Origin of the sequence: Buchnera aphidicola (Cinara confinis) (assembly GCF_900128735.1) — a bacterium.
GTDB classification, from domain to species: Bacteria; Pseudomonadota; Gammaproteobacteria; order Enterobacterales; family Enterobacteriaceae; genus Buchnera_F; species Buchnera_F aphidicola_L.
Window position 1 is genome coordinate 366971 of the sequence record NZ_LT667503.1, and the last position, 13606, is coordinate 380576.

The window sequence follows — 13606 nt, forward strand, 5'->3', positions numbered from 1 at the left end:
ATAGCTGGCAAGAAAATTAATTATTGCCAGCTCTTCAAAAAAATGAAGAGTTTTAACATAAAAATCTATGATATTAAATAAATAATATCATATTACTTTTTGGAATATATCATTATGTCAATCATTAATTCTTTTTCAAAAAAAATATTAATAACTATGATCATAATTACAATCATGCTTTCAATTATATTTAATAGTATCATAATTTATTTTATTAAAGATTTTAAAAATTATGCTATACAAATAAATGACGAAGAAATTTCTCCCAAAATAATTCAATTATTATATTTTTTAAATAAAAAATATAATAATCACCACATAAATAATAATTTAAAAATTTGTAAACCTACTTTACATGAAGAACTATTATATAAAAAAACATTAATGCAAATTATTTATACAACTTTACTAAAACAATATTTAAAAAAACTACATTTTCATGTTATCAAAAAAAATATTAAAAATAAAATTTATCAATCAAAATTTTTTCAAAAAGAAAATAAATTTAATTTAAATCAATATTTAAATTTTATTAATTTTATTGAATTAACAAACGAGCAATACATAACATCTCTAGAGAAAAAAGAAACAGTGAAAGATTTTATATATTTATTATTAAAATCAGAAATATTTTTAAAAGATTATTTTTACAAAATTATGAAAAAAAGTCTCGAGAAAAGAAATGTGCAACTAGGTTATTTTGACGTATCATTAACTAATGCAGAGAAAAAAATTCTATTTCAAGATATAAAAAAATATTACATTTTAAATAAAAAAAAATTTTTTTACCCAAAAAGAATAAAATTTAAAATATTAAAATTACAAAATCAAATACCATTAAACCAAAAAAATAATCAAATCTTTAATACAAATAATACAACAAATAACATCATAGACTGCGAAAAAGAATACAAAATATTTAAAATGAAAAACATAAAATACGCGCAATTATTATTTCATAATATTCAACATGACAATAAAGGACATCAAAATATAAAAAAACGCTTATTAGAGATGAAGAAAGAATATGAAATAAAAAATATGGATTGGATTCATACAAACCATCTAACTGATGTTATAAAAAAATTCAAAATAAAAAACGTAGGGGATGTATCTAACATTATTGAATATCATGATGAATTTTTAATTGCACAGTTAACAAAAAATCCAGTAAATTCTTCCGAAAATATTGATTCTAAAAAAAATAAAATGCAAAATAATTGTGATATTTTTAATAATACTACTAAAAATATTAAAAATATTTCAACAGTTTTAAAAAAATATACTTTACAACCAAAAACAAATGATAAAAATATTTTTTTAAAAGAAATAAAAACTGATTGGATTAAAAAAGACCAAAAATTAAATTTTCATTATATTCATCCATTAATGCGTTTTATACAAAAAAATTTTTTTAATCAAAAAAAATCAAAAAATATTAATCCGATAAAGATTTTTATATCTAAAGATAATACTTTATATATTATAAAACCAGTATTATATCAGCCTAAAAAGATTAAAAAACTAAATTGTGTCATTAATGAAATTAAACATATTCTACAACAAAAAAAAATACAGCTAAAGAATTCTAATTTAATAAAAAAATTTTTATCTAATAGCAAAAATATTTCAAATAATTTTTTAAAAAATCATAAACTATGTTTACAACCCACTAAAACAATAAAATTTAATGAAAAAACAAAAAAAAACAATCATAAGATCATTTTTCAATTACCGATTCCAAAAAAAAATAATTTTATATATACTATAATTCATACAAAAAATAATCAAGATCGGTTATTGATTTTAAAAAATGTATTTTACGAAAATATAAACAAAAAACAAAAAATAAAATTGCTAAAAAAAATAAAAAAGAAATATAAAAATTTAATTTTTTCTATATTTTTAAAAAATATATATCAAAACTCAATTATTAAATACCAAAAAAAAATATTAAACATAATTCATTAATTATAAAAATTTATAATTATTTAAAAATAATAAAAAGAATAAAATTCGATAGTGATAAAAAAAAATCCTGTTAGTTACTATAACACCTATGTTATTTAATTTGGCTGCTTCTTTCCAGACCTGACCAAGTAATTAAACTAATAGCGCTAAGTATTTCTAACAGGATATAAAATATAAAATTACTTTTTTTTTAAAAAAAAATAATTTTTATAATTAAACAACAAATATAATATATAGTCAAGAAAAATATATTTTTTATAATTCAATATATATTCCAATAAACTAAAACGAAAAAAAATGAAAAAATATCAAATTTTGTCCAATACCTGGAGACCTCAAAATTTTCATGACGTTATTGGCCAAAAATATATTATTAAAGCAATTCAAAATAGCTTAGATACTGGTCGTATTCATCAAACATGGTTATTTTCCGGAAAACATGGAGTTGGAAAAACTACCATTGCCAGAATTTTAGCAAAAAGTTTAAATTGCTTAAAAGGTATTACTTCTCAACCCTGTCGTTCCTGTTCTCATTGTATTGATATTGAAAAAGGAAAGTTTCTAGATTTTATAGAACTGGATGCAGCATCACGCACTAAAGTAGAAGAAATAAAAGTTTTATTAGAAACTGTACAATACTCTCCAATAAAAGGGCGTTTTAAAGTATATCTAATTGACGAAGTACATATGCTATCTCGACATAGTTTTAATGCGTTATTAAAAACTCTAGAAGAACCACCTAAATTTATTAAATTTATCTTAGCTACCACCGAACCAAAAAAAATCCCTTCCACAATCCTTTCACGTTGTTTGCAAATTTCTTTGCAACCTATCAATAAAAAAGATATTTTTTTTCATTTAAATGAAATCTTAAAAAAAGAAAATATTAAAACTATTCCGGAAGTAATAAATATCATTACAGATATTGCTAAAGGTAGTATTCGAGATGCATTAAATATGTTAGAATTAGCTATCTCTTCTGCTAAAAAGAACGAAATAACACTTTCTCAAGCTGAAAAATTATTTAGTTTTTTTAATAAAAATAAAACTTTAATTCTAGCAAAAAACATATTAAATAAAAATATTAAAAATATACTAAAAATAATAGACGAAGCTGAAAAAAATAATATATCATGTAACAATATCATGTTATCATTAATTTCATTTTTCCATAAAATCTGTATTTTACAAGTTTTACCTAAACTAAACGATCTAAATGATAAAAACATTTCAAAATATAAAAAAGATTTACAATTAATATCTCAAAAAATTTCATTTGTTAATATTCAAAAATATTATAAAATATTAATTAATGGAAGAAAGAATTTAAAATATACCTCAAATGCACGCATTATTTTAGAAATGACCATTTTTAAAATATGTCAAGAATAATTAAATTTGACTAATTAAGTTTATTGATAATCAGATTATTAAATTCTATCATGATGAAAAAAATATAAGTTGCAATGTCTTATTGTATTCTAATAAATAATTAATCAATTTTTGCAGTATATTTTTCTAATATATCTAAAAAAATTAAAAAAAATATATTGTAATGACTATATAATGAGATATTAAAAATGTTTACTGAAAAAAATATTACTGAACTGATAAATCAAGCTAAAAACATGCAAGAAAAAATTAAAGAAATAAAAAAAAATATAAAAACAAAAGAAATTATAGGCAAGTCAGGAGCTGGACTAGTTAAAATGACTATTACTGGTACATATGATTGTAAAAATGTCACTATAAACAAAAAAATAATTAATCAGGAAAGTAAAAATATTCTAGAAGACTTAATAGCAGCAGCATTTAATGATGCGATACGACAAATTGAAAATATACAGAAAGAACAATTAAATATAAATCAATAACTAAAAATATTTTTTTATCATAATTATTATCATACTTATAATCTTTTAAATAGATAATATTTTATCAAAAAATACTATGTTATATATAAAAGAACCAGCTTTTATAAAAAAATTCTTTATATAAAACTAAAACTCTTTCTAAAAATATGGAAGAAATATGAATAACGAAATAAAAAAAAAATATACCTTTCAGTCAGAAGTGAAACAATTACTACACTTGATGATTCATTCTTTATATTCAAATAAAGAAATATTTTTAAGAGAATTAATATCTAATGCCTCTGATGCGATAGAAAAATTAAGATTTCAAATAATCTCTCATCCTAAACAATTAATTAATCAAGAAAGTATATCAAAAATACAAATTACTATAAACAAAAATGAAAAAACGTTATCAATTTATGATAATGGTATTGGAATGACTTATAATGAAACTATAAATAATTTAGGAACTATTGCTCAATCTGGTACAAAATCATTTTTAAAAAAAATCAATCAAAATAATAAAGAAAAGAATGATTTGATTGGAAAATTTGGAGTGGGATTTTATTCTTCCTTTATAATTGCCAAAAAAGTATCTGTATATACTAAACACGCTCAAGAATCATCTGATTTAGGTATTTTATGGGAATCAGAAGGGAAAGGTGATTATACAATACAAAAAATTAAACTAAAAGAATACGGAACAAAGGTTGTTTTATATATTAAAGATACTGAAGAAGAATTTTTAGAATCATGGAATATAAAAAATATCGTTAAAAAATATTCTGATCATATTTCAATACCTGTAGAAATTGAAAATTATGATGAAAAAAACAAAGTAATTTCTTGGGAAAAAATTAATCAAGCTCAAGCTATTTGGACTAAAAATAAAAAAGATATTTCTAAAAAATCATATCAAGAATTTTATAAATATATTACTCATGACACTAAAAATCCATTATTATGGAGTCATAACAAAGTTGAAGGAAATCAAGAATATACTAGTTTATTATATATTCCTAAAAAAGCAACGTGGGATATGTGGCATAGAGAAAATAAACATGGTTTAAAATTATATGTTAAACATGTCTATATTATGGATGATGCGGTTCAATTTTTACCTAATTATTTACGATTTGTAAAAGGAATTATAGATTCTCAAGATTTACCCCTAAATATTTCTAGAGAAATTCTACAAGATAATAAGATCACACAAAGTTTACGAAAATCTTTAACAAGAAGAATACTAACCATATTAAATAATTTATCTGAAACTGATGATATAAAATACCAAAAGTTTTGGAATACTTTTGGTTTAGTTTTAAAAGAAGGTTTAGCAGAAGATTCTATAAATCAAAAACAAATTTCTAATTTACTCAGATTTACATCTCTTCGCACAAAAAAACAAGAGCAAACATTATCTCTTAAAAAATATTTAAAAGATATGCTAAAAGAACAAGAAAAAATATATTTTATTACAGCAGATAGTTATAATTCAGCGCTCAATAGTCCACATTTAGAAATATTCCAAAATAAAAATATTGATGTGCTATTATTATCAGATCGTGTAGATGAATGGATGATGAATTATTTACCAGAATACCAAGGTAAAAAATTTCAATCAGTAAGTAAATCTGATCTTTCATTAGAAAAATTAATTAAAAAAGAAAAAATTGGAACGGATAAAAACGAACAAAAAAGTAATATTTTTATTGAAAAAATAAAAAATATATTAGGAAACCGCGTTAAAGATGTTCGCGTGACTCATAGACTTATTAATACACCTGTTATGGTTTTAACAGACTCTAACGACATGAGCACTCAAATGGCAAAATTATTTAGTGCCGCAGGACAACCAGTCCCAGAAATAAAATATTTGTTAGAAATCAATCTCACACACCCACTAATAGAAAAAATAAAAAAAATCGATAATATTGAAACGCTTTCTATGTGGATTGAAATGTTATTTGAACAAGCGATTTTTGCAGAAAAAGGAACACTCGAAAATCCTCATACATTCATTAATAGAATTAACAAATTATTTTTATCTTAACAATTAATTATATTTTTTATTACTTAAAAATTATTTAGATTTATAAGAGGAGCAGTATCAAATTATGATTAGGATTGTTATGCTGGGAGCCCCGGGAAGTGGAAAAGGAACTCAAATGCAATTACTATCAAACTATTATCATATACCGCCTATATCTGTAGGCGATATACTTCGAAAAAAAATGAATATTGATTTCAAATTCAAAAAATATGTACAAAATTATATTAATAATGGAAAATTAGTCAATGATGATATCATAATTAAATTAATTAAAAAAAGAATAGAACAAAAAGATTGCCATAATGGATTTATATTAGACGGGTTTCCACGAACAATAAAACAAGCAGAAATATTACAAGATAATTTATTTACAATAAATTATATATTACATTTAACTATACCAGAAAAAAAAATCTTTGAAAGAATTATAGGAAGGTTAGTGCATATACCATCAGGTCGATGTTATCATGAAAAATTTAATCCACCTCAAGAAAAAAATAAAGATGATATAACTGGAGAAGCTTTAAGCATTCGAAAAGATGATAAAATTAAAATTATTAAGATAAGATTAAAAGAATATAAAAAATATACGGCTCCATTGCTTGATTGGTTTAATAAAAATATGAAAAAAAATAAAATAAAATTTTTTGAAATTCAGACTGTACATTCAATTAAAAAAATAAATAGAAAAATATTAGATTTATTAAAATTGAATAAATAATATTAAAAATGTTATAAATATATATTTTGCGCTCTACGGGATTCGAACCTGTAACCTACAGCTTAGAAGGCTGTTGCTCTATCCAATTGAGCTAAGAGCGCGAAAAATATCATTAATATATTTTTTTATAATATAAAATAAAAAATATAATTTTATTATAAAAATTTAATTTTAATAAATAAAAAAAAATATTAATAATTGGAGTATAACATACTTTATGATAAAAAATAACATTTATATTATTATAAAAAATTAAAAATTATTTAGGTAATATTGTTATGATCACAAAAATCATGAAAGGATTTAAAATCGCTAATCAAATAAAAAAAAAAATAAGAAATAAAATAAAAGTAAAAAAAAAATATAAATATAGATCCCCTGGTTTAGCAGTAGTATTAATCGGAAATAATCCGGCTTCTTTAATTTATATTAAAACCAAAATAAATGCTTGTTATTCAGTTGGATTTTTTTCAGCATACTGGCATTTATCTGAAAACACTACCGAAAAAATATTATTAAATCTAATACAAAAACTAAACGAAAACAAAAATATTGACGGAATACTTATTCAATTACCTTTACCAAAAGGAATTAATAAAATAAATATTTTAAATAGCATTCATCCTTCTAAAGATGTAGATGGATTTCATCCATATAATTCTGGATTATTGTATCAAGGATCACCTATTTTACGAGCATGTACACCTCGAGGAATAATAACCTTATTAAACCATTATAATATTAACTTAACTGGACTAAATGTTATAATTATTGGAAATTCTAGTATAGTTGGTAAGCCATTATATCTGGAGTTATTAATGACTAATTGTACAGTAACCATGACTAATACATTTACAAAAAATCTAAAAAATCATGTCAAAATGGCAGATTTAATTATTATTGCTGTAGGAAAACCTAATTTTTTACATGGTGACTGGGTAAAATCAGGAGCAATCGTTATTGACGTAGGTATTAATTATATAAAAAAAAATCACAGCGTTATTGGTGATGTACATTTTGAGTCTGTATCAAAAAAAACATCTTATATTACCCCGGTTCCCGGCGGTGTTGGTCCTATGACTGTCGCATCATTATTACAAAATACATTAGAAATATATGAAAAATTATATCCCGATCTTCATTTAAAAGATAAAATTTAGATAAAGCGATATTTTGAATTATTTTTTTTATCTTCTATGATGACCCCTAACGTTAATAATTTTTTTCTAATTTTATCAGCCTGACTCCATTGCTTGGTATGACGATAATATATACGTAATTCCATTAATTCATTAATTATACTTAAATTTTTTGAATCAGTCGTATTATTTTTAAATAAAAATTTTTTCGGATGAGAAGTGAATAAACCTAAAATATTTCCAAAAGATAATAGATCATTCACTAATAAACGTGCTAATAAAATGTTAGTAAGATAAATTTTATCAATATATTTTGATAAATTATACAACACAGAACATACATTAGGTGTATTGAAATCATCATTCATAGCATTATAAAATTGTTTTTTAAAATTGTTTCTAACACTATTATCTTGATAATTTACTGCATCTTTTAAAGAAATTACATGATTTTTTAAAATCACTCTATATATACGAATTAATATTTTTTTAGCAGAAATTAAATTTTTTTCATTATAATAAAAAGGATGTCGATAATGAGTATTTAAAAAGTAAAAACGAATAACTTCAGGATGATATTTTAATAATAAATTGCGTATCGTAATAAAATTATTTAAAGACTTAGATACTTTTTTTTTATTTAAAATAACCATTCCAGTGTGCATCCAATAACGTATAGGAAAATTCTGATTGATACAAAAAGATTGCGCTAATTCATTCTCATGATGCGGAAATAATAAATCAATCCCGCCTCCATGAATATCGATTCCATTGACACAATAACGATGATTAATTGCCGAACATTCAATATGCCAACCGGGTCGACCTAATCCCCATGGAGACATCCAAATAGATTCATTAATTTTGTCTTCTTGCTTTACTAAAGAACAATTTTTCCATAAAACAAAATCCTTAAAAAGAATACGATTATTCAAAGTCTCTAAATTTTGTTTATGAAAACAACTCAACAATCTACGAGAAAGTTGACCATATTTTTGATAACTTTGAATAGAAAATAAAATATCTCCATTTTTTTCAACATAAGCACATTTATTATCTATTAATTTTTTAATCACTAAAATAATATCAGAAATTGATTCAGTTACTTTAGGTTCATAATTAGGCTCTAATAATCCTAAAGCATAAAAATCTTTTTTCATTTCTGATGCCATACGCCATGAAAAATTCGTTACTTTTTCATGATTCATTTGAGCTCGATGAATAATTTTATCATCTATATCTGTAATATTGCGAATATAATTAGTTTGATATCCTAAACTCTGTAAATATCTAATCACAATATCAAAAAATAAAAAAGTTCGAGCATGTCCAATATGACAAAAATCATAAGTTGTCACGCCGCATACATAAATATTTATGATTTTTTTATATGAAAAAAAAAATTTTTCTTTAATTTTTGTTAATGAATTAAAAATTTTTAATACCATAACAACCTCTATAATAAAATTTATAAAAAAGAAATTGTCTATTTTTTCCAATCAAATAATAAAAAGATATATTATTTTAATTCTATCATAGAAAAAAAATTACAGGTATATAATAAAAATAATTTACGTTATAAATAAAAAGCAAATATTTCAAATTCTTATTAAATAAAGAAATTTAATATTTATTACCCTAAAAAATTATACTATAATATATAAAGAAGAGCTTACATTATAATTTTAACAAACAAAAAAATTTCTTAAAATTTACAAAAATAAATTCATTTAACAATAATGGGATTTTTTCCTAAAAAAAATAGAAAAATAAAAATTGGATAAATATAAATAAAGAAAATAAAATATTTTATATTTATAAAATTGAATTAAAAAAAGAGGATGAAATGAAGAGTTCAATTGAAAAAATAATGAAATTTCCCTGTTCTTTTACATATAAAGTAATTGGTTTATCTCAACCGGAATTAACTAATAATATTATTAAAATAATACAATTACATATCCCTGGAGATTATGTTCCAAAAATAAAATCAAGTAATAAAGGAACATATTTGTCAATTTCAGTAACAATCTTTGCAAAAAATTTTAAGCAAATTGAAACATTATATAATGAATTAAGCAAAATACATCTAGTAAGAATGGTATTATAAAACATTTTGCGATGCGGTTATTATATTTATTTCCGCACCGCAAAAGCCCTGCTAAATATATTATATATTATTTATAATATTATATACTTATCACATTAGCAGCTGATGGCCCTTTTGCGCCTTCGGTAATTTCAAATTCAACACTTTGACCTTCTGCCAAAGTTTTAAATCCGTTGCTTTGGATAGCGGAAAAATGAACAAAAACATCTTTGCTACCATCTTCTGGGGTAATGAAACCAAAACCTTTAGATTCATTAAACCACTTAACATTACCTTTAATCTTGGACATCTATATATTACCTTCGATTGAAAAATATAAACTATAGCTTATACCTTGCGGTTAGTTCAACATTTATAAACTATTTTTTTCTAAAAATATAAAAAATCATTTTAGAAAAAAAAAGAGTATAAAACATTTTTTTAAAAAAACTTTAAAATAAAATATGAATTTATGAAAAAATAAATACCTGGCAATGTCCTACTCTCACACAAGGAAACCCTGCACTACCATCGGCGTTGAAATGTTTCACTTCTGAGTTCGAAATGGAATCAGGTGGTACCATAACACTATGTTTACCAGGTATATATTTTTTAGAAAAACACCTCTGGTGTTGTAAGGTTAAGCCGATCGGGTCATTAGTACTAGTTAGCTTAACATATTACGATGCTTACACACCTAGCCTATCAACGTCGTAGTCTTCAACGTCCCTTCAGTAAAATAAAATATTATACAGGGAAAACTAATCTTGAGGTAAGTTTCGTGTTTAGATGCTTTCAGCACTTATCTTTTCCGCATATAGCTACCGGGCAATGCCATTGGCATGACAACCCGAACACCAGAGATGCGTCCACTTCGGTCCTCTCGTACTAGAAGTAGATCCTCTCAATTTTCCTACGCCCACGGCAGATAGGGACCGAACTGTCTCACGACGTTCTAAACCCAGCTCGCGTACCACTTTAAATGGCGAACAGCCATACCCTTGGGACCTGCTTCAGCCCCAGGATGTGATGAGCCGACATCGAGGTGCCAAACACCGCCGTCGATATGAACTCTTGGGCGGTATAAGCCTGTTATCCCCGGAGTACCTTTTATTTGTTGAGCGATGGCCTTTCCATACAGAAACCACCGGATCACTAAGACCTGCTTTCGCATCTGCTCGCATTATCATGCTCGCAGTTAAACTGGCTTATGCCTTTACACTAACCTCACGATGTCCAACCGTAATTAGCCAATCTTTGTACTCCTCCGTTACTCTTTGGGAGGAGACCGCCCCAGTCAAACTACCCACCAGACACTGTTTCTATTCCGGATTACGGAATAAGATTAGAAAACCAATTTTTATAGGGTGGTATTTCAAGGATGATTCCACTTATCCTAGCGAATAAGCTTCTTAATCTCCCACCTATCCTACACAATAAAAACAAACTTTCAATGTCAAGCTATAGTAAAGGTTCACGGGGTCTTTCCGTCTTGCCGCGGGTATACTGCATCTTCACAGCAAATTCAATTTCACTGAGTCCTGGATGGAGACAGCCTGGCCATCATTACGCCATTCGTGCAGGTCGGAACTTACCCGACAAGGAATTTCGCTACCTTAGGACCGTTATAGTTACGGCCGCCGTTTACCGGGGCTTCAGTCAAAAGCTTTAGGTTTCCCTGAACTTCATCGATTAACCTTCCGGCACCGGGCAGGCGTCACACCGTATACGTCCACTTTCGTGTTTGCACAGTGCTGTGTTTTTAATAAACAGTTGCAGCCAGCTGGTATCTGCGACTAACTTAAGCTTCAAAAGTAAATTTTTACACTTATATGTTAGCGTGCCTTCTCCCGAAGTTACGGCACTATTTTGCCTAGTTCCTTCATCCAGGTTCTCTCAAGCGCCTTAGTATTCTCTACCTAACTACCTGTGTCGGTTTGTGGTACGATTTATTATTACCTATAGCTTAGAGGATTTTCTTGGAAGCATGGTATTAGTTACTTCATTATTTTCATAACTCGTACTCGTATCTCAGATTATATAGAAAACCGGATTTGCCTAGAATTCTATCCTACATACTTAAACCAGGACTACCAACACCTGGATAACCTAACCTTCTCCGTCCCCCCTTCGCAGTAATATTAAGTACTGGAATATTAACCAGTTTCCCATCGACTACGCCTATCGGCCTCACCTTAGGGGTCGACTTACCCTGCCCCGATTAACGTTGGACAGGAAACCTTAGTTTTTCGGCGAGCAGGTTTTTCACCTGCTTTATCGTTACTCATGTCAGCATTCGCACTTCTGATACCTCCAGTATACTTTACAGTATACCTTCTAAAGCTTACAGAACGCTCCCCTACCCAACAAAAAATAAAACTTTGTTGCCGTAGCTTCGGTGCAATAGTTTAGCCCCGTTATATCTTCCGCGCAAGCCGACTAGACCAGTGAGCTATTACGCTTTCTTTAAATGATGGCTGCTTCTAAGCCAACATCCTGGCTGTTTATGCCTTCTCACATCGTTTCCCACTTAACTATGACTTAGGGACCTTAGCTGACGGTCTGGGTTGTTTCCCTCTCCACAACGAACGTTAGCACCCGCTGTGTGTCTCCCGTGATAACATTCTTCGGTATTCGGAGTTTGCATCGGATCGGTAGTCCGGGATGGACCCCTAGCCGAAACAGTGCTCTACCCCCGAAGATGAATTCACGAGGCGCTACCTAAATAGCTTTCGGGGAGAACCAGCTATCTCCCGGTTTGATTGGCCTTTCACCCCTAGCCACAAGTCATCCGCTGATTTTTCAACATCAGTCGGTTCGGTCCTCCAGTTGGTTTTACCCAACCTTCAACCTGCTCATAGCTAGATCACCGGGTTTCGGGTCTGTATCCTGAAACTAAAAAATAATCGCCAATTTCAGACTCGGTTTCCCTACGGCTCCCTTAAACAGTTAACCTTGCTACAGAATACAAGTCGCTGACCCATTATACAAAAGGTACGCAGTCACTATAAATTTAAAATAGCTCCTACTGATTGTACGTATCTGGTTTCAGGATCTATTTCACTCCCCTAACCGGGGTTCTTTTCGCCTTTCCCTTACGGTACTAGTTCACTATCGGTCAATCAGGAGTATTTAGCCTTAGAGGATGGTCCCCCTATCTTCAGACAAGATTTCTCGTGTCCCGCCCTACTTATCGAATTACATTAAAAATATATTTCATATACAGGACTGTCACCTTATATTGTTGATTTTTCCAAATCATTCTATTATAAATTCTTAATGTGAATAATTCTAGGCTCCTCCCGTTTCGCTCGCCACTACTCAGGGAATCTCAATTGATTTCTTTTCCTCGAGATAATTAGATGTTTCAGTTCTCTCGGTTTGCTTTATTAATCTATGTATTCAATTAATAATGACGTTCAATAACGTCGGGTTTCCCCATTCGGAAATCATCGGATAATAACGCTTCGTAATCAACTGACCGATGCTTATCGCAGATTAGCACGTCCTTCATCGCCTCTGATTGCCAAGGCATCCACCAAATACGCTTATTTGCTTAACCTTACAACCCACAGGTGTTTTTCTAAAAAATTCCATATTTTTAAAGAACAATATTAAAAACTTTTTTTATTTATGAAATGTATAATATCATATTTTTATTTATTAGTATATAAATATTTATTAATTTTTGTCCCTTAGGGGATTTGAACCCCTGTTGCCGCCGTGAAAGGGCGATGTCCTAACCGCTAGACGAAAGGGACTTTTTAAAAAAATAAA

Annotated in this window: 9 protein-coding genes, 2 tRNA genes, 2 rRNA genes and 1 other RNA gene; 7 read left to right on the forward strand and 7 right to left on the reverse strand. The window is 27.1% G+C overall.

The genetic code is table 11. From position 1 onward, the window contains the following. Window positions 1–114: 114 nt before the first annotated feature. The gene (locus APCICONF2801_RS01570) at window positions 115–1971 is read left to right on the forward strand and encodes a SurA N-terminal domain-containing protein (RefSeq protein WP_075432101.1); all 1857 of its coding nucleotides are present in this window, start codon (window positions 115–117) and stop codon (window positions 1969–1971) included. A gap of 70 nt (window positions 1972–2041) precedes the next feature. Here APCICONF2801_RS01570 and ffs read toward each other — a convergent pair. After that, an RNA gene (gene ffs, locus APCICONF2801_RS01575) (signal recognition particle sRNA small type) lies at window positions 2042–2126 on the reverse strand. Window positions 2127–2268: 142 nt separating this feature from the next. Here ffs and dnaX point away from each other — a divergent pair. The 4 genes from dnaX (at window position 2269) to APCICONF2801_RS01595 (ending at window position 6601) form a co-directional block, all read left to right on the forward strand. After that, the gene (gene dnaX / locus APCICONF2801_RS01580) at window positions 2269–3363 is read left to right on the forward strand and encodes a DNA polymerase III subunit gamma/tau (protein ID WP_075432104.1); all 1095 of its coding nucleotides are present in this window, start codon (window positions 2269–2271) and stop codon (window positions 3361–3363) included. 188 nt (window positions 3364–3551) lie between these two features. Continuing rightward, window positions 3552–3845: a YbaB/EbfC family nucleoid-associated protein gene (locus APCICONF2801_RS01585; protein WP_075432107.1), complete on the forward strand. Its 294-nt coding sequence runs from the start codon at window positions 3552–3554 to the stop codon at window positions 3843–3845. 157 nt (window positions 3846–4002) lie between these two features. Next, window positions 4003–5880 (forward strand): molecular chaperone HtpG, encoded by a 1878-nt coding sequence (gene htpG, locus APCICONF2801_RS01590; RefSeq protein WP_075432109.1) that lies wholly within the window; start codon window positions 4003–4005, stop codon window positions 5878–5880. 64 nt (window positions 5881–5944) lie between these two features. After that, a complete protein-coding gene (locus APCICONF2801_RS01595) occupies window positions 5945–6601 on the forward strand; it encodes an adenylate kinase family protein (protein WP_082252733.1) in 657 nt (218 codons plus the stop codon). Between the two features lie 27 nt (window positions 6602–6628). Here APCICONF2801_RS01595 and APCICONF2801_RS01600 read toward each other — a convergent pair. Then, a tRNA-Arg gene (locus APCICONF2801_RS01600) sits at window positions 6629–6702 on the reverse strand. Between the two features lie 177 nt (window positions 6703–6879). Here APCICONF2801_RS01600 and folD point away from each other — a divergent pair. Next, window positions 6880–7761 (forward strand): bifunctional methylenetetrahydrofolate dehydrogenase/methenyltetrahydrofolate cyclohydrolase FolD, encoded by an 882-nt coding sequence (gene folD / locus APCICONF2801_RS01605; RefSeq protein WP_075432111.1) that lies wholly within the window; start codon window positions 6880–6882, stop codon window positions 7759–7761. Here the strand turns inward: folD and cysS are convergent. Next, complete coding sequence (cysS, locus tag APCICONF2801_RS01610; protein WP_075432114.1) at window positions 7758–9188, reverse strand: cysteine--tRNA ligase; 1431 nt, start codon at window positions 9186–9188, stop codon at window positions 7758–7760. The two genes, folD and cysS, sit on opposite strands and share 4 nt — an antisense overlap. A 398-nt stretch (window positions 9189–9586) precedes the next feature. On the opposite strand from cysS, the gene ybeD reads away from it, so the two are divergent. Then, window positions 9587–9850 carry a DUF493 family protein YbeD gene (ybeD, locus tag APCICONF2801_RS01615; RefSeq protein WP_075432117.1) on the forward strand — a complete coding sequence of 88 codons (264 nt, stop codon included), beginning with the start codon at window positions 9587–9589 and terminating at the stop codon, window positions 9848–9850. Window positions 9851–9929: 79 nt separating this feature from the next. On the opposite strand, the gene cspE is transcribed toward ybeD, so the two are convergent. The 4 genes from cspE to APCICONF2801_RS01635 all read right to left on the reverse strand — a co-directional run bounded on the left by cspE (window position 9930) and on the right by APCICONF2801_RS01635 (window position 13590). Further along, a complete protein-coding gene (cspE, locus tag APCICONF2801_RS01620) occupies window positions 9930–10139 on the reverse strand; it encodes a transcription antiterminator/RNA stability regulator CspE (RefSeq protein WP_013878025.1) in 210 nt (69 codons plus the stop codon). 176 nt (window positions 10140–10315) lie between these two features. Continuing rightward, window positions 10316–10431: ribosomal RNA gene (rrf, locus tag APCICONF2801_RS01625) — 5S ribosomal RNA — on the reverse strand. A 34-nt stretch (window positions 10432–10465) separates the two neighbouring features. Further along, window positions 10466–13391 (reverse strand): 23S ribosomal RNA (locus APCICONF2801_RS01630). 127 nt (window positions 13392–13518) lie between these two features. Beyond that, window positions 13519–13590: transfer RNA gene (locus APCICONF2801_RS01635), tRNA-Glu, on the reverse strand. Window positions 13591–13606 lie beyond the last annotated feature (16 nt).